Here is a 17,648-nt window from a genome sequence, read left to right as displayed (position 1 = left end):
AATCCCCGCGATTACTTCAGATAGTCGTTGAGCTTGGAAACGGAGATCAGATCGCCACCGATCTGCACATCGTCCTTCGCGTGGGCCGACTTGGTGTAGTCGAGGTGGTTCGAAATCTGCGCGCAGGCGTCGAGAAGCGTCTTCATGTGCGTGTTCCAGCGGTCATGAACCTTGAGCAGCGCGGAGCCGCTGGAGAAGTTGCCGTTGGTCAGCGCGATCGCCGCGTCGAAGGTCGTGGGCCGGGCGTGGTCGCCGTCCTTGGACAGGCGGGTGCGCAGACCGTACGCGTCGTGCCCGATGGCTCCCAGGTTGTCCTGGTTGACCGCCAGATCGGGACTGCTGGGCGCACCATGACCGCCGTTGCCGTCGTCGACACCGTTGAGCCGCATATCGACCCGTTGCGTCGACTCCGCCCGAAGCGCCGCCCACTCTGCGTCGAACGTCACGAATTCCCCCGTACTCGATCCCGGATACCCGCCGAAGCCATCGACTTCGCCCTCAGTGACGCTCACGCTAGCGCTTCGGTTTCCGCCGATACAGGCCGGGAGGAAACGCGCTGCGGCCCCATCCGGATATAGCAGGATCAAGAGGTGGCCGCGCTGTCCCGGACGCATACACGGGGGCCCGCTCTTCACAGGACGGGCATCCGGGATGCCCTCGCAGCGCGCCGCACCCGGCTTAAGTAGGCTTCCCTGGCTGTGACATCGCTCGGGGGGCTCTTCATCCATGCAAAGACCGCGCCACACCTCCGTCCGGCAGATCGGCCCGTACCTCGTCGTCACCCGGCTCGACCCGAGCGGCCCCGGCACCCTGCCCGTCCCCGAGCGGCGCTACGTCGCCCGGAGCGCGGACGGTGAGCGCACGGTCCTGCTGAGCGTGCCGCTCGCCGACGCCGATCCGGTACGTTTCCTCGTCGAGGCGCGGGCCGCTCAGACACCGCTCGGCCCGTGGGCCGCCGCCGTCACCGAATGTTCCCCTCCCGGCTCGGCGGCCTGGTGCGCTCGCCCCTACGAGCCCGCCGTCCCGCTCCCCACCGCCCTGGCCGTCAACGGCGGGCCGCTGACCGAGGACGCACTCCGGGCGCTCGGTGCCTGCCTCGCGGAGACACTCGTCGCCGCACACACCGCGGGTGTGACCCACGCCGGGCTCTCCCCCGCAGCCGTGCTGCTCGCCGGGGACGGCCCCCGGCTCACCTGCTTCGGAGCGGCGCGGGCCGCCGCTCAGGACGGCACCTCGCGCTCGGGTCTCCCCGGCCTCGAACCCGGCAGCCTGGCCCCGGAGCAGGCCACCGGCGGGCGTCCGCGCCCTCCCGGTGACGTCTACGCGCTGGGTGCGGTCCTCGCGTACGCGGCCACCGGGCACACCGTTCCCGACCGTGACGAGCTTCCGCCCGTGCTCAGGTCGCTCGTGCCGGCCTGCCTGGCCCGCGACCCTGCCGCCCGTCCGCAGGCCGTCGATGTCCTGCACGCCCTGGCTCCTCCCTCCGCCGGCCTCTCCCGTACGCCGACGGTCATGGAGCCCGGGACCGCGCGGATTCCCCTCCCCGGACGCGTCATCGCGGCCATCGCCCGCCAGTCCGCGGCGATCCTCGCCGCCGACCTTCCTCTGCCCTCCGGGGGCTGAACGGTGCTCAAGCCCCTTCTCCACGACGACCCCCAGCACATCGCCGGCTACCGGCTGGTCGCCCGGCTCGGCAGCGGTGGCATGGGCACCGTCTATCTGGCCCGCTCGCCGGGCGGCCGTACGGTCGCCCTCAAGACGGTGCACGCGCGCATCGCCGCGGACACCACCTTCCGCACCCGCTTCCGCCTCGAGGTCGACGCGGCCCGGGTCATCGGTGGCGTACACGGCGCCCAGGTCTTCGACGCCGACCCGCTCGCCGAGATGCCGTGGCTGGCGACGGAGTACATCCTCGGCCCGCCCCTCGACGAAGCGGTCGCCGGCCACGGGCCGCTCCCCGAGACAGCGGTACGCGCCATGGGGGCGGCCCTGTGCGGGGCTCTCGGGCAGCTGCACCGCTCGGACGTGGTGCACCGCGACCTGAAGCCGTCCAACGTCATGCTCAGCGCGTACGGTCCGAAGATCATCGACTTCGGCATCGCCCGCGCCCTCGGTGACGCCCGCCTCACCCGTACGGGAACTGCGGCCGGCACCCCGGCGTACATGTCACCGGAGCAGGCGAGCGGACAGGACCAGACCCCGGCCGGTGACGTGTTCGCCCTCGCCGGCGTCCTCGTCTTCGCCGCCACCGGCCACGGCCCGTTCGGCGGCGGCCAGGCCGCCGACCTGCTCTACCGGGTGCGGTACGCGGACCCGGACCTCACCGGCGTACCGCCGGCCCTGGCCCCGGTCCTGGCCCGGTGCCTCGCCAAGGACCCGTCCTTGCGCCCGCGGACCACAGATCTGCTCGCCGAACTGCACGACGGCCACGGCGAGTTCGCCGACCACCTGCCGGCCGGCCTGCTCTCAGGAGACGCCCATTGGCATCGGCTCGTGGTTCGCCAAGGCCATCCGGAATGTGCTGGTCATCGGCGACTTCGGGGACCGTGTCACACTCCAAGCGCGCGACAGACGTTCGGGTAAGCACCTGTGGACACGGGAAATTCGGAACTGGATGGCGGAGACCACCGCCCCCGTCGCCAGCGGGGCCGAACTCGCAGACGACGGCACACACCTGTACATCGGGGCAAGTCTGATCCACGCGATACGCATCTCCGACGGAGCGGTCATATGGGAGTTCGGCAGTTTCCGCGATTTCGGCGACGAGGACCTGCAGAGCACCACGCACTACGGAGCGCCAGTGGTGCGCGGCGGGGTCGTCTATGCGGCTGAGGCCACCGGTTCCGTCGTCGCCGTCGACACCCGGCGGGGCGAACTGCTGTGGGAGGTGCCTGCGCCCAAGGACAACCTTCCCCGCCTGGCCTCGCCTCCCGTCCTGGGCCCGACCCACCTTTACTACGAAGGTGAAAGCGGGCTGGGAGCGATCGACCTACACACCCACGCATACGTACGAACGTTGAAGGCGTCGCTCCACCGCTTCACGGTCGACGCCGACAAGCGCCTGCTCATCGGCGTCGGCGAGGAAAGGATGGAGGCTCTGCGCATGGAATAGGGGAGCCGCCACCCCACTGTCCGATACACACCACTCAACCTTCGAGGGACCCCCATGAAACCGCTCGGCTCCGGAGACCCGCTCCGGCTCGGCCCCTACCGCCTCCTCGGTGTCCTCGGCGAGGGAGGAATGGGCAAGGTGTACCTCGGCCAGGACAACCTCGGCCGTTGCGCGGCGGTGAAATCTCTCCGCCCCGAGATGGCACACGACCAGAACCTCGCGCAGCGTTTCGTCCGCGAGGCCTGGACCGCGCGATCCGTCACCAGTGGCGGCATCGCCCGGGTGCTGGACGCGCAGACCGAGGGCGGGCGCCCCTGGATCGCCAGCGAGTTCCTGGTGGGGCCCACGCTGGAGGAGGCTGTCACCTCCCTCGGTCCGTTCGACGACACGATGGTGTGTGCCCTGGCCGCCGCCCTGGCCACCGCGTTGCAGGACATTCACGCCGCCGGTCTCGTACACCGCGACATCAAGCCCGCGAACATCGTGATGACCATGGACGGCCCCCGGGTCATCGACTTCGGCATCGCCCGGCCGGAGCACGGACTCACCCTGACCACCATGGGTGAGATCCCGGTGACTCCCGGGTACGGAGCACCCGAACAGGTCCTGGGCCACCGGGTGGGACCGGCTGCCGACGTCTTCTCCCTGGGAGCGGTGCTGGTCTACGCCGCGACCGGGCAGCGTGCGTTCAACGGGGAGCACGTCGCCGCGGTGCAGTACGAAGTGGTCCATGGGCAGGCACAGTTGCATCAGCTGGCCGAGCCTCTTCGCGCGCTGGTCGCTCCCTGTCTCGCCAAGGAGGCCGGACTGCGCCCGAGCCCCAGCCAGGTCGCAGGGGCCTTCGTACCACCGCATGCGATGACGGGCATCTGGCGACAGGGCCCACTGGCAGCCATGATCGGCCGGCACGGTGCCGACGTACGGCGCGTGGTTCCCGCAGCGGCCCCGACGACGCCTCCCGGTCAGGCCCGGCGCCGCTTCCTGACGGCACTCGCCGCGACAGGAGCCGCGCTCACCGTGGGAGGCGGCACCGCGGCATGGCAGTTCAAGGACGACTGAGCCGGACACGCCGCCGGTCGACCAGGAGCAGCGGAACCGCGACGGCGAGAGAGAGCAGACCTGCCGCGCACACGCTTACGGAGACAAGGAAGGCGGTGCTGCGGCCGTTGCCCGCGGCAGACGCGGCGGATACGCCCTCGTCATCCTGCGGAGCCGACGGCACGGTGTAGCCGGGCAGTGGGTAGGTGTCGGCCGGTCCGGGGTCGCCCGGGGTCTTCAACGCGATCCGGGGTCGGACGATCCCGTAGCCGATGTAGTCACTACGGACAGCCCCGCTGGTGGGGCCGCCGATGGTATTCAGCATGACTCGCAAGACCTGGTGAGAGGTCCAGTCCGGGTGGGCGGCCCAGATCAGAGCAGCCGACGCGGCGGCGACTGCGGTGGCAACCGTCGAACCGCTGCTCCTGCACAGCCCTGCCGCTTCCGCACAGGCACTGAGCACATCTTCGCCGGCAGCACTGAAATCGACCTGGTGCCCCACAGCCGCCTTCGGAAGGGCCGCAAGATCTTTGCCGACGGGTGAGACACCGACGACGCCCGGAGCCGTCGCGGGATGCCGCACCGGCCTTTCCAACTGGCTTTCGGAGTCACCGACAGAGGCGAACACCAACTTACCTTTGGCCAAGGCATAATCCACAGCCTCGTGGATCGATTTACTCTCCGTAATGACATTGACCGAGATGCTGATGATCTTCGCTTCGGAGTCTGCGGCGTACCGGATGGCCGGAGCGAGGTCCCTGTTCATCGCCACTGGCCGAAGGAGGGAGTCCGGCGCCTCGCTCCCGTTCGATACCTTCAGCGGAAGGATCTTCGCGCCGGGCGCCAGCCCGAACGCACTTTCTCTACCGTTGAGCCCTTTTCCCGTCCCGGCAATCACGGACGCGGCTACGGTACCTGATTCGTTTCGCTTACCCGGTGCCCCGTCGGTGAAATCCTTGCCACCACGCAGTCGCCCCGCCAGCTCGGGGACTTCGCGCACTCCGGTATCGATGAGGGCGACGGTCACACCTTCACCGGTACTGGTCCGCCACATCTCTTCGGCCCCCATCGCATCGAGATGCCACTGTTGCGACAGGACCGTATCCGCAGTCGCCGTGGTGGCCGAGGCCCCGACCAACAGCAGCGCCAGCCCGGCCGCGAAAGCCGCCCGCCGCCGGCCTATGGCGGACACACCTCTCCCAGGCATCGGAAGGAACGCGTTCACGTAGTGGGGCCATCCTGGTGCGGGGGGCCGCCGTACGGGGCATCGGGTCCGGGAGCGCCCGACGGGGGCGAATAGGGCGGGTACGGAGGCTGGGACTGCTGGTACGCATAGGGCGGCTGGTAGGACAGCGGTGCGGGAACGGCCGCGTTGCGGCGGCGGGAACGGATCACCACGAGAGCTACCGAGATACCGACGAGCGCAGCCACGCCGACGCCGACGCCGACCCAGAGAGCGGTGTTGCTGCTGTCGTCCGAGGCCGCTGCCGCGACCTCCGGCTCGTCGCTCTTCTCGGCAGCGCCGGTCGCCTTGGACGGCTCCGGGGACGCAGCGGCCGCGAGGTCGGGGAGCGGATATTCGGCAGCGGGTCCGGGGTCACCCGGAGTCTTCAGGGCGATGCGAGGGCGGACGATCCCGTAGCCGATGTAATCCGTACGCTCATCACCACTGATGGGGCCGCCGGCCGTGTTGAGCATGACGCGCAGGACCTGGTTGTTCGTCCAGTCAGGATGCTTGGACCAAATGAGGGCTGCGGACGCGGAGGCGATGGCGGTGGCATCACTGGTGCCGCTGCTCTTGCACAACTGGGTCCCACCGCTACATGCGTGAACCATGTCCACACCGGGGGCGGAAAGATCGACCTGTGGCCCGTATTGAGAGGACTTAGCTCGCTTCAGGTCCTTTCCTACCGACCCCACACCGACTACTCCAGGAGTTCCGGCCGGGTATTCGACCGCATTTTCCTCCTCGGCACTGTTTCCTGCGGCCGCAAATACGAGAGCCCCCTCATCCAGGGCGTATTTCACCGAATCCGTAAGCTGTTGCGATCCAGCATTATTACCGAGGGAAATATTAATAACCTTGGCGCCATTATCGACCGCGAAGCGAATGCCTACAGAGACATCTTCGTTGAAGTTCTTATCTCCCGTAGCTCCATTGACTTTGCCAAAATTGTCCCGTACGCGGACAGGTAGAATTTTAGCTGAGGGTGCGAGACCGAAAGCTCCATCACCACTCGCATCTCCCGTTCCCGCAATAAGTCCAGCAATCCCCGTTCCGTGATTCCTGTAATCCACGTGCTCATCCCCCGGGGAACCTTCCGCCAGGTCTTTCCCTTTGAGCACACGCCCCTGAAGATCAGGGTTGGTCGAATCGACACCTGAGTCGATAACAGCAATCGTTACTTCTTCGCCGGTGCTCGATTCCCACATCTGGTCAGCCCGCATTACATCCAAGTGCCACTGGCTCGACCGCACCGAATCCGCGTACACGGGACTGGCACCTACCAGCAGCAGGGCCGCTGCAATGGAAGTGACGGTTCCATGACGGGTGACCGCTGCACTGCTGGTACGCATCCGATTCCCTTTACTTATGTCTTGCAGCTCAGTCGATCACTGGCGGGACGACGCGCCGGCCGCCCTGTTGCCACGTTTCCTCGTCCTCGACGAGGTAGTCCGGCCGCTCCCCCTCATCACGGCGCGGGTCACGGGCTCGCTGGGGAGAGCCCGCTCCTCCTCGCCCGGCCTGGCCGGTCACACGACTGCCGTCGCCCGCTGCCGCACCCCGCACCAGTCCTGTGCCCCCAGGCGTGAACGGGCGGCCGGTCGTGCGCCCTGGCTGCTGTGGACGGCCACCCACCATGCCGCCAGTCTCACCCGCGAGTCGGCGACCACCGGTGATTCCGCTCTGGCCGCCTCCCCCGGCTCCGCCCATGCCACCGCCGTGCCCCATCGCTCCGCGACCTGCTTGGGTGCCGTCACCACCGATCACGGTGCCGCGAGGGAGACCGCCCACAGGGCGTCCCGGACTCTGGGTAACAGGGCGGCCACCGACGATTCCGCCGTCGCGGGTCGGTCGGCCGATCGGATTCGTTCCCAGGTTTCCAGCACCAGTGGACATCGGTGGCCGAGTAGTACCCGTTCGACCACCAGTGTTTGTCGACGGCTGCACCGGTCCGCCGCCGATACCGGGCTGCAGGACCATAGGCGTCGTCGGAAGTCCGGCGTCGGGCCTACCTGGTCCTGGCGCTACGGGAGGAACGACTGAAGGAATCGTCGAGGTCGCCGGCAACGTGTCAACTCCGGCGATCTCCATGTCCACCGGGCGCTGCACCACGCTACCGACCGGCGATGTCACGCTTGGAGGTCCAGAGATCGCTGCCACGGTGTCAGGCGACTCGAAACGGCTTCCAGACGCCGAAACGGCGCTTGATACGCCGCTGTCGACTCCCGTTGGCGAGCCCGTGCGTGAGAAGGAGCCGCTGGTGCCGCCCCGCTCGACCAGCGAATCGTCCGGCGCGATCACCTTCGGCGGCGGCGGAAACTCAGGCCTGTCCAGCCGACCGAAACCCGCCACCGATTGCTGGTACGTCTGGGAGAGCTTCGTCATCTCCGCAGCCGCAGCAAGCGCCTCCCTGTCCAGAGACGCACTCAGCTTCTGTGCCAACATCGACGCGTCCGGGTCGTTCGGGGCCGAAAGAGCAGCTTCAAGGTTGGCCTGATCACCCGCGTCAGGACGAGGCACTGCCGCTTTGGCCAGAGCGATCGCGTCCGCGGCATGGCTCAACTCCTCCGCGGCCCCCTTGCTGTAATCACTCAGCCGCTGGGTCTCGTTGGCCAGGTCCGCACTCCAGACACGGAACGAAAACGCGCCCTCGCCCTCCCAGGTCACCCACTGTGGACGGATCTTCAGTTCAGCGGCGATCTTCCCGATCTCCGCCCCAGCGTGCGCCAAGCGGTCTGCCACAGTCTGCACAGCCGTGCTGTTCGCCTGGTCGAGCCACGCGATCATCTGCTTGTGTGACATTCCTTCAAAAGCAGTCGAGGATGCCCCGGATGTCTCGGGTGCCTCAGCCATGTCGCTCCCCCGTCAGTACCAACGATCCCCACGTGAACCCCGTCACCTCACGCGCCCCCGATCTCCTCCGTCGACGAAGGCTCCGGAGTCTCGACCGGCTTCTCACTGCTCCCGTTGCCGCCCTCCGGCTGCGGGTCGTACTCGCCCTCGTAGTGCTCCTGCGCGCCCTCTCGGATCGCGAGCATGCGCTGACGGATGTCGTCGTCCAGGTTCTCGTAACCCTTGTGCGACGCGAGGACCGCGATGCTCATGCCCTCCATCGAGTCCGACAGCAGCTTCGAGAAGGTTTCGAGCTCCGTGACGACCTTCTTGTACGAGGAGAACAGCCCCGTGGCCTCAGCCCACCCAGGGTCGCCGAACTGGGTCTCTCCGATGAAGACTTCGTTCAGCTTCTTCGCGTCGGCCGGGGACGCCTTGAGGTCGTCCAGCAGTTCGTCGATACGGTTGCGGAACTTCGTGAACGACTCGAGCTCCGTGACCAGATCGCCCACGGCGTCCTGCGCCATGGCGACAATTCCGCCGAACGGCCATCCCAGAGCGGGCCCCGCTCCTGACCCTGCGTCGCTCGCCACAGCAACCTCCCCGTATGCAGCTGGCTATAGCTCTGGGCATCACTGTAGTCAGCACCGGTGACACCCCGCACCTCCGGGTTGCACGTGCAACGTGGATCACACCCGCCCGTGGACGCTCAGGACTTGGGCGTGGCCACCGCCGCCTGGGGCCGGATCGGGAGGCGGTTGACCGGGCGGCCCGTGGCCGCGCGGACCGCCGCGGCCACCGCCGCGGGGGATGTCACCACCGGGACCGCGGAGGCGGGTTTGGCGCCGAACGGGGCCACCACGTCGCGTTCCTCTATCAGTTTGACGATGCGAATGTCCGGGGCGTCGAGAGACGTAGGAAGTGCGTAGCCGGTGAGGTCCGGATGCCGGATCAGGCCCCGGGCCGTGCGGAGGTTCTCCGTGAGGGCCGCGCCGATGCCCAGGGTGACGCCCGCCTCGATGCGGGTCGCCAGCTGGGAGGGGTTGAGGACGCGGCCGACGTCCTGGGCGACCGCCATTTCGACCACCCGGATCGAGCCGAGCTCGACATCGACGTCGACCACCGCGCGGACCGCACAGAAGGCCAGGCCGACGAAAGCGTCTCCCTGGCCGGACTCGTCCAGGGGCTCGGTCGGGTGGGGGCGGCACTGGGCCGTGGCCCAGAGCTCCTTGCCGTCCATGGCCTCCGTGACCGTCGTGGACAGCACACCGTCGTACGAGGTGATCTTGCCGTCGGCGATCTGGAGGAGCTCCGTGGACATGCCGAACTGGTGGGCCAGCGGCTGGAGGAGCTGGGTGCGGACCATCTTGGCCGCGCGTTCCACCGCGCCGCCGGAGACCCAGGTGTGACGGCCGTGCGTCGCCGGGCCCGCGGGAGGCTGGTCGGTGTCCACCGCCGCCACGTGGACCTCTTCGATGCCCAGGATCTCCTGGACGATCTGACGGGCGAGGGTCGTGAAGCCCTGGCCGGTCTCCACGGCCGCGCAGATGACCGTGGCGACGCCGTCGTGGACCCGGACCGTGGCCGTGGAGACCTCGTCCGTGCCCTCGGCTCCGAGCATGTGGACCATGCCGAGCGCGTAGCCGACACCCCGGCGTACGGCTCCCGGCTCACCGGCGCCCTCCGGGCCTCCCGGCAGCAGCCAGTCGTCCTCGGGGGCGTCCTTGGGAAGCGTGGGGAGCGGGTGGTCACGGACCTCGCGGAGCAGCTCCGCGACCGGGGCGGGGCAGGTCACCGTCTGGCTCGTGGGGAGTATGTCGCCGGTGGAGAGGGCGTTGCGCAGGCGGATCTCGGCCGGGTCGATGCCCAGCTTCGCCGCCAGCTTGTCCATCTGGCCCTCGTAGGCAGCGCACACCTGCATCGCGCCCTCACCACGCACATGGCCGGAGGGCGGGTTGTTCGTACGGACCGCCCAGCCCTCGATGAAGGCGTGCGGGACGACGTACGGGCCGCAGGCGAAGGCCACCGCGGCGGCCAGGGACTCGGACGAGGAGTCGGCGTACGCGCCCGCGTCGAGGAGGATCTGGGCCTCGACCTTGACCAGCCTTCCCCCGGCGTCCGCGTGGTGGCGGTAGCGCAGCAGGGTCGGGTGGCGGTGGGCGTGGCCGAGGAAGGACTCCTCACGCGTGGCGACCAGTTTGACCGGGCAGCCGGTGCGCAGGGCGAGGAGGCCGAGCGGGATCTGGAAGCCGGGGTCCTCACGGTCGCCGGTCGCTCCCGGGACGCCCGTCACGACGACCTTGACCCGGTCGGGGTCCAGGCCGAAGCAGGCGGCGGCGAGGTCGCGGTCGGTGTGCGGGTCGGTGGACGCGGTGTAGAGCTCGACTCCGCCGTCGGGGCGGGGCACGGCGAGGCCGGCCTCGGCTCCGATCGGGGCGGGGTCCTGGCGGCCGATGCGGTACAGGCCCTCGACGATGACCTCGCCGACCGTGTCCGGGTCGCCGTAGCGCAGCGGGATGTGGCGGATGAGGTTGCCGTCGGGGTGGAGCGGTTCGGCCGCGAACGCCTTCTCCGGGTCGGTGACCGGTTCGAGGACCTCGTACTCGACGGCGATCGCGGCGGCTGCCAGCCGTGCGGTGTCGGGGTGGTCCGCGGCCACGGCCGCGAGGGCCTCGCCGTGGTGGCGCACCAGGTCGGAGGCGAAGACGGGCCGGTCGACGACGCTCCGGCCGTACGCGCCGTCCCCGGGGACGTCCTCGTGCGTGACGACCGCGCGCACGCCGGGCATCTCCAGGGCGGCCGACGTGTCGATCGACAGGACGCGCGCGTGCGGGTGCGGGGAACGCAGCATCGCGGCCCACAGCAGGCCTTCGGCCCAGAGGTCGGCCGCGTACGGGAACGTGCCCTCGGTCTTGGCGCGGGCGTCGGCCGGCGGGAGCGAGGCACCCAGGCCGAGCGAGGGCTGCTCCTGGTCCCGGCCCGCGCCCTCGGACTGCGGTGTGGTGCGGGTGGTGCTGGTCGCGGTGGCTGCGTCGCTGGTCACGCCGCCTCCTTGTCGTTCGCCCCGCTGCGGAAGCAGCTGTCGGTGGTGGTGTGGGTGACCGGTGATGCGGGAGGCGCGGTGTTCACCGGGGGTCTCCCTCATGCGCGTATGGCTGGACGCCACCCTCGCCGGGTGCCGCCTGGTGCGGGATGCGCGGTTCCTCGTCGTCCGCGTCGGCCGCTTCCCGGCCCTCGACGACCTCGCGCACGGCGTCGAGCACGCCCCGGTAGCCGGAGCAACGGCAGAGGTTGCCGCACAGGGCCTGGCGCGTCTCCAGCTCGCTGGGGGCGTGGTTGCCCTCCAGGAGGTCGTGGACGGTCATGGCCATACCGGGGATGCAGAAGCCGCACTGCACGGCTCCGCACCGGGCCAGGGCCCGCTGGACGTCGGACGGTTCGCCGTCCACCGCGAGGCCCTCGACCGTACGGACCTCGCTGCCCGCCGTGGTGGCCGCGGGAACCAGGCAGGAGGCCACGAGGCGGCCGTCGACCTGGACGTTGCAGGCTCCGCACTCGCCCTGCGAGCAGCCGTCCTTGGCCCCGGCCAGGCCCAGGCGCTCCCGGAGCACGTACAGGAGCGACTCGCCGATCCAGGAGTCGCTGACGGGGCGGTCCACACCGTTCACATGCAGGACGTACGAAGCGGCGGGGTGCTCGCTGGGCGCGGCCGGCACACCGACGGGGGCGGGATCCGGTCCGGGGGGCGCGGCCTGCTCCGGGGCGTCGGCGGGGGCCTCGGGCGCCGCAGCGGCCTCGGGCACGCCTTCGCCTTCGAGGTCGGCCGCCGGGGCGTCCGGCACGTCCTGAGCGCCCTCCAGCGGCTCGGGCGTACCCGGGGGCTCGGCGGACGCCTCCTCCCCGGGTGCCTCCACCACCGCGTCGGGCCCGGACGCCGGCCCGGGCACGAACTCCGACGAAGACTCGGGCTCGGGCACCGGCTCGGGCACGAACTCCGACGAAGACTCGGGCTCGGCCACCGGCCCGGCAACGAACTCCGACGAAGACTCGGGCGCCGGCTCGGAAACGAACTCCGACGAAGGCTCAGCCGAGAGCACCGGTCCGGCCGCCGCTTCGGGCAGCGGTTCCGGCGACGGCTCCGGGGCGGGCTCCTCCGGGAGTGCCTGGTCCTGGGCGGCCCACGGTGCCGGTGCGCCTCCCGGGAGCGTGGCCGGGGGCGTGTCCGCGTACCACTGGGACGCCAGGGCCGAGGCGGCGAACTCGCCGGACTCTTCCGGGAGTTCGCCGTTCGCCACCGGGATCGTCCACCGGCCGGTGTGCCCCACGGGCTCGGTGGAAGCGGGTGCGGGCGCGTGTGCCGTGCCGTCGGGGTCGGCGGTGGGCACGGACTCGGTGAAGTTCCACTGGGCCGTCGTCGACGACGTCTGCTCGTACTGGGACGTCGAGGGGTACGCCTCCGGGTACTGCTGCCGGTACGGCTCCTGCTGGTTCGGGTCGGGCCAGTGCACCGCGTCGGGCGCGGTCTCCGGGCCGGCCTGGGCGTCCCGCTCCTGCCGGTCCTGCGTCTGCACGACCCAGCTGCCCGTCGCCGCGGGGTCGAGCCCCGCCGCCGGGGTCAGCGGCAGGATCATCGGCGGCACGTAGCCGTGGCCGGGAGCGGCCAGCGGGTCGTTCATGAGGTTGGCGAGGTCCTCCGGGGGCAGGTGGACGAAGGCGGTCGCCTCGGCGTCGTACTCACCGCCCTGCGGAGTGGGCTGCCAGCCGCCGTACGGGTCGGGCTGCTCGGGGTTCTCTTCATTGCTCACGACAGTGCCCTCCCCAGCGCGCGTCGGGCGAGCGCGGCGACCGTGCGCCGCAGGTGGAGTACGGCGGGGGGCAGCGGTGGCGCCTCTCCCCCGTCGTCGGGTTCCTGGTCCGGGATGCAGGCCGCGGCGACGTACTCGCCGAAAGCGGCCAGCGCGTCGGGGGCCAGGCCCCGTTCGCCGTCCCAGTCGATCAGGGAGGCGATCCAGCGTTCCGCCTCCAGGGGCCGCAGCGGCATCGGGGCGATCGCGCCGACCGCGCAGCGCACACCGCGCCGGGCCGGGTCCAGGACGATCGCGACGGAGGCGGTGGCACGGCCGGGGCCGGTGCGGCCGGTCGCCTTGAGGAACACCTGGGGGGCGTGCAGCAGGGGGACGCGCACGAAGCCGATCAGCTCGGCGGGCTCCAGCATCTCGCGGCCCGCCAGGAGGTGCGAGACGGGGATCTCGCGGCGCGAGCCGCCGGGGCCCGCGATGACCAGCTCGGCCTCCAGGGCCGCCAGGACCGGCAGGGCGTCGCCGGTCGGGGCCGCGGTGGCGATGTTCCCGCCGAGCGTTCCGGCGTTACGAATCTGGGGCGGGCCCGCGGCGCGCGCGGAGGCGGCGAGTGCGGGGATGAGGGCGGCGAAGTCCGGCCGTCCCATGCGTGCGTGGGTGAGGCCGGCCCCGAGCAGGGCGTGGCCGTCCTGGTAGTGCCAGCCGCGCAGCTCGCTGATCCGGCTCAGCCCGACCAGTCCCGAGGGGCGCAGCAGGCCCTTGTTGACGGCTGCCATGAGGTCCGTGCCCCCGGCCACAGGAACGGCTGCGGGCATGGCGCCGAGAGCCGCCACGGCCTCGTCGAGCGAGGCCGGCAGCGTTACCGACTGCGTCGCCTGCGGTGCGTGCGTGGTCAACCCAGCTGCCCCTTCCCGGTGTCCCGGCAGTCCCGCCTGTCCGCCGTACGGTACGTGCTCACGGCCGGGACGTGGCAACTCTGGCACATCTTCCGGGCGGACCGGCGCGAGGGTCCACGAAGGACACATCTGCCCTTGACCAGGGGAAAAGTAACGTTTCGCACAGCTTCCGCCTGATGCGCGAATTGCCGCTCTTCAGCGCGTTGGTGCGACTTGTTCGGTTCTCGGGCGCCACGGTCCGGGACGTACGGACGCGGGCCGGGGGACGCTCACGAGCCGCTCAGGACTCACACGTGCGGGGGCGGTCCCTCGATCGGGCGACCCAGGACTCCTGGCCGCCGTTGCCACGGCAGCGGGCCGCCCGGCGGCCGGTAGGCGACCCCCAGGGCGTCGAGCCGGGCGTAGTGCGCGCCCATGCGGCGTTCGAAGTCGGTGAAGTCCCGCTCCCCGGGGGCCGGGAGCGCGGACCAGGCGACCTCGGCGAAGGCCGCGAGCCGGGGAAAGACCTGGTAGTCGACGCGGGCCCTGTTCTGCATGACCTCGGTCCAGACGTTGGCCTGGGTGCCGATGATGTGGCCGGCCGCCTCCTCGGAGAGCCCCGGGGGGACGGGTTCGAAGCGGTAGACGTCCTCCAGGGTGCGGACGAACCCGATGGGCATCGGCTCGTCGTGGCCGCCGTCCTGACGGTGGTCCAGGTACACCTGCTGTTCGGGGCACATCACGACGTCGTGCCCTGCCTCGGCGGCGGCGACGCCGCCCGCGTAACCCCGCCACGAGGACACCGCGGCGCCGTCGGGGAGGCCGCCCTCGAGGATCTCGTCCCAGCCGATGAGGCGGCGCCCCCGGGCGGTGAGCCAGTTGTCGAAGTGCCGGATGAACCAGGACTGGAGCGCGTCCTCGTCGGCCAGGCCGAGTTCGGCCATCCGGGCCTGCGCCGCCGGTGACTGCCTCCACTGGTCCTTGAGGCATTCGTCGCCACCGACATGGATGAACGGCGACGTGTCGGCGGGAAAGAGGTCGAGCACCTCCTCGAAGACCCCCTCGAAGAAGCGCAGGGTGGTGTCGGTGGGTGCGAGTACATTCGGGTTGATGCCCCAGGTGTCCCACACGGAGAGGGCGGAGGTGTCGACGACGTCGGTGTTGCCCAGCTCGGGATAGGCGCTGATCGCGGCCTGCGAGTGCCCCGGGATGTCGATTTCGGGGACGACCCGGATATGCCGCTCGGCCGCGTACGCGACGATTTCGCGGATGTCGTCCTGTGTGTAGAAACCGCCGTGCGGGGTCTCGTCCCACAGTTCGGAGGCGCGGTGGCCGTATTTGGTCCGTGCCCGCCAGGATCCGGTCTCCGTGAGCCGCGGGTGGCGCTTGATCTCGATGCGCCAGCCCTGGTCGTCGGTGACGTGGAAGTGGAAGACGTTCAGTTTGTGTGCGGCGAGGAGATCGAGGTAGCGCAGGACGTCGTCCTTGGGCATGAAGTGCCTCGCCACGTCGAGCATCAGGCCGCGCCAGGGGAAGCGGGGCCGGTCCTCGATCTCCGTGGAAGGAATGCCCTTCCACGTACCGGCGCCGACGGGTGCACGGCGGAACGCCTCGGGCCCCAGGAGCTGACGCAGCGTCTGCGCCCCCCAGAACACGCCGGCGGAGCTCCCGCCGGTGATCCGTACGCCGGATCCGGGCGCCACGGACAGCCGGTACCCCTCGGGCCGCAGGGTGGCGTCGATGCGCAGCTCGACGGTGTTCCCGGCCTCGCCCGACGGGGTGCCGGGGGCGAGCGGCAGGCCGAACGCGGCGCCGAGGGTGGTGCGCAGCCAGCGCTCCGTGCTTTCGGTGCCGGCGTGTGCCGTGAGGGTGGTGGACGGGCCCAGGAGGAATCCGTGCCCCCCATCCCCTTCGGCGCGTACGGGTGCCGGAATCAGGTCGTCCACGTCAGTCCTTCACCGCTCCGCCCAGTCCGGAGACCAGACGGCGCTGCACGAGTACGAAGAAGACCAGTACGGGCACGGTCATCACCGTCGAGGCCGCCATGATCCCTCCCCAGTCGTTCTCGTCCGGTTTGAAGAAGACCAGCAGCGCCATGGGCAGCGTCGACTGGGAGGTGTCACTGATGATGAACGACTTGGCGAAAAGGAAGTCGTTCCACGTCGAGATGAAGGAGAAGACGCTGGTCGCCACGAGCCCGGGAAAGACGAGCGGGAAGAGTATCTGCCACAGGAAGCGGGTGCGGCTCGCCCCGTCGATGTAGGCGGCCTCCTCCAGCGCTTCCGGGACGGCCTTGACGAATCCGCGCAGCATCCAGATCGCGAAAGGCAGCGAGAAGGCGAGGTGCGGCAGGATCAGCGAGCCCAGCGTGTTCAGCTGGCCGAAGTCACGCATGAGGAAGAACAGCGGAATGGTCAGCGCTTCGACCGGGACCATCTGTGCGACCAGGAACATGATCAGGAGAGTCGTACGGAACCTGAAGCGGAACCGGGTCACGGCGGTCGCCGCGAGGAAGGCGATCAGCGCGGACGCGATGACGACGGTGCCCGCGACGAGCAGGCTGTTGAGGAAGTAGCGGCCGAATTCCTGCTGTTCGAAAACCCGGCGGAACGAGTCGAGGGACGGATCCAGCGTCCAGGGCCGGGCCTCGGTGGACTGGATCTCACCCGCCGGCTTGAGCGCGGAGAGCACCATCCAGTACAGCGGGAAGGCGACCGCGGCGGCGATCACCAGGGCCGCCGCCTCCGCCGCCAGCCTCCCGGGCCGACGGATGCGCAGACGGGTCGTCGGCGTGCTCACAGTTCCTCCCCCTGGCGCCGCACCAGGCGCAGATAGACCAGCGTCACGGCCAGCAGGATCACCAGCATCACGACGCCGATGGCTGATCCGAGGCTGTACTGCGAGGATGCGAACGCCTTCTGGTATGCGTACACGTTGAGCACCAGGTTCTGGCCGGCGATGCCGCCGCCGTTGGTCATGACGTAGATCTGGGTGAAGACCTTGAAGTCCCAGATGATCGACTGGATGGTGACGACGATCAGGATCGGCCGCAGCATCGGCGCCATGACCGAGCGCCAGATACGCCACTGCGAGGCACCGTCCAGCGAGGCCGCCTCCAGCACCTCGGTGGGGATCGCCCGGATGCCCGCGTACACGGTCACCATCACGAACGGGAACGAGCACCAGAGCACTTCGAGGAGCACCAGGGCGAAGGCGCTGTAGCGCCCGTACGTCCAGGAGAAGTCGCCGAGGCCCAGCACCCTGTTGACCGGGCCGAAGTCCGGGTCGAAGAGGAACACCCAGACGGTCGAGCCGGTGACCGCCGGGGTCGCCCAGGCGCCCAGCGCGGCCATCATGAGCGCGAGCCGGGGCAGGGCCCGGACGCGGGTCAGCAGGACCGCCAGGACGCAGCCGGCGAACAGGGTGGCGAGCACGCAGGCCGTGGCGAAGAGCACGGTCGCGAGCAGCACCTGCCAGAACTGGCTGTCGCCGAAGAGGGTCGCGTAGTTGCCGAAGCCCTGGAAGGTGGTCGGTTCGCCGCCACTGACCTGGGCCTGGGTGTACTCCAGGAAGGAGATCAGGCCCAGTTGGTAGATCGGGTAGACGAGGAGCCCGCCGAGCAGGACCAGCGCGGGCAGCAGATACAGCCAGGGGGTCCAGCCGGAACGCCGCGCGGGGGATGCCGGGCGGCGCCGGGGCCGGCGGGCCGGCGAACCGCCCGCCCCGGCCGTGCCGGGGGCCTTGTGAGCCGTTGTGATCGCGGTCAT

14 protein-coding genes and 1 pseudogene are annotated in these 17,648 nt (G+C 70.0%); 4 read left to right on the top strand and 11 right to left on the bottom strand.

Features of this window, described 5'->3' with window-relative positions; all coding sequences use genetic code 11:
- Positions 1-11 precede the first annotated feature (11 nt).
- Positions 12-446 (bottom strand): hypothetical protein, encoded by a 435-nt coding sequence (locus AB0F38_RS00375; protein WP_361884645.1) that lies wholly within the window; start codon positions 444-446, stop codon positions 12-14.
- A gap of 280 nt (positions 447-726) precedes the next feature.
- On the opposite strand from AB0F38_RS00375, the gene AB0F38_RS00370 reads away from it, so the two are divergent.
- From AB0F38_RS00370 to AB0F38_RS00355, 4 genes and pseudogenes are all read left to right on the top strand, one after another.
- Positions 727-1,623, top strand: a complete 897-nt coding sequence (locus AB0F38_RS00370; protein ID WP_361884644.1) for a serine/threonine protein kinase — start codon at positions 727-729, stop codon at positions 1,621-1,623.
- A 3-nt stretch (positions 1,624-1,626) separates the two neighbouring features.
- Positions 1,627-2,583 (top strand): serine/threonine-protein kinase, encoded by a 957-nt coding sequence (locus AB0F38_RS00365; RefSeq protein WP_361884643.1) that lies wholly within the window; start codon positions 1,627-1,629, stop codon positions 2,581-2,583.
- Positions 2,519-3,112 (top strand): PQQ-binding-like beta-propeller repeat protein, encoded by a 594-nt coding sequence (locus AB0F38_RS00360; protein ID WP_361884642.1) that lies wholly within the window; start codon positions 2,519-2,521, stop codon positions 3,110-3,112. The genes AB0F38_RS00365 and AB0F38_RS00360 overlap by 65 nt, the downstream gene beginning before the upstream one ends.
- A 54-nt stretch (positions 3,113-3,166) precedes the next feature.
- Positions 3,167-4,153: pseudogene (locus AB0F38_RS00355) on the top strand (serine/threonine-protein kinase); the annotation flags it as partial.
- A 4-nt stretch (positions 4,154-4,157) separates the two neighbouring features.
- Here the strand turns inward: AB0F38_RS00355 and AB0F38_RS00350 are convergent.
- The 10 genes from AB0F38_RS00350 to AB0F38_RS00305 all read right to left on the bottom strand — a co-directional run bounded on the left by AB0F38_RS00350 (position 4,158) and on the right by AB0F38_RS00305 (position 17,648).
- A complete protein-coding gene (locus AB0F38_RS00350; RefSeq protein ID WP_361884641.1) occupies positions 4,158-5,342 on the bottom strand; it encodes a S8 family serine peptidase in 1,185 nt (394 codons plus the stop codon).
- 29 nt (positions 5,343-5,371) lie between these two features.
- Entirely contained in the window at positions 5,372-6,727 is a 1,356-nt protein-coding gene (gene mycP, locus AB0F38_RS00345; RefSeq protein ID WP_361884640.1) for a type VII secretion-associated serine protease mycosin, read from the bottom strand.
- Positions 6,728-6,755: 28 nt separating this feature from the next.
- Positions 6,756-8,228 carry a hypothetical protein gene (locus AB0F38_RS00340; RefSeq protein ID WP_361884639.1) on the bottom strand — a complete coding sequence of 491 codons (1,473 nt, stop codon included), beginning with the start codon at positions 8,226-8,228 and terminating at the stop codon, positions 6,756-6,758.
- Between the two features lie 47 nt (positions 8,229-8,275).
- A complete protein-coding gene (locus tag AB0F38_RS00335) occupies positions 8,276-8,734 on the bottom strand; it encodes a hypothetical protein (RefSeq protein ID WP_361884638.1) in 459 nt (152 codons plus the stop codon).
- A gap of 182 nt (positions 8,735-8,916) precedes the next feature.
- The gene (locus tag AB0F38_RS00330; protein ID WP_361884637.1) at positions 8,917-11,250 is read right to left on the bottom strand and encodes a molybdopterin cofactor-binding domain-containing protein; all 2,334 of its coding nucleotides are present in this window, start codon (positions 11,248-11,250) and stop codon (positions 8,917-8,919) included.
- A gap of 82 nt (positions 11,251-11,332) precedes the next feature.
- The gene (locus tag AB0F38_RS00325; protein WP_361884636.1) at positions 11,333-13,012 is read right to left on the bottom strand and encodes a 2Fe-2S iron-sulfur cluster-binding protein; all 1,680 of its coding nucleotides are present in this window, start codon (positions 13,010-13,012) and stop codon (positions 11,333-11,335) included.
- Complete coding sequence (locus tag AB0F38_RS00320; RefSeq protein ID WP_361884635.1) at positions 13,009-13,902, bottom strand: FAD binding domain-containing protein; 894 nt, start codon at positions 13,900-13,902, stop codon at positions 13,009-13,011. Before AB0F38_RS00320 ends, AB0F38_RS00325 begins: the two co-directional genes overlap by 4 nt.
- 287 nt (positions 13,903-14,189) lie before the next feature.
- A complete protein-coding gene (locus AB0F38_RS00315) occupies positions 14,190-15,827 on the bottom strand; it encodes a beta-N-acetylhexosaminidase (protein ID WP_361884634.1) in 1,638 nt (545 codons plus the stop codon).
- Between the two features lies 1 nt (position 15,828).
- The gene (locus AB0F38_RS00310; RefSeq protein ID WP_361884633.1) at positions 15,829-16,680 is read right to left on the bottom strand and encodes a carbohydrate ABC transporter permease; all 852 of its coding nucleotides are present in this window, start codon (positions 16,678-16,680) and stop codon (positions 15,829-15,831) included.
- The gene (locus AB0F38_RS00305; protein WP_361884632.1) at positions 16,677-17,648 is read right to left on the bottom strand and encodes a sugar ABC transporter permease; all 972 of its coding nucleotides are present in this window, start codon (positions 17,646-17,648) and stop codon (positions 16,677-16,679) included. Before AB0F38_RS00305 ends, AB0F38_RS00310 begins: the two co-directional genes overlap by 4 nt.

Source organism: Streptomyces sp. NPDC025273 (assembly GCF_040638585.1).
Taxonomy (GTDB): Bacteria; Actinomycetota; Actinomycetes; order Streptomycetales; family Streptomycetaceae; genus Streptomyces; species Streptomyces cinereorectus.
Note: the sequence above shows the minus strand (reverse complement) of the source record. Positions and strands in the feature narration are given on the sequence as shown.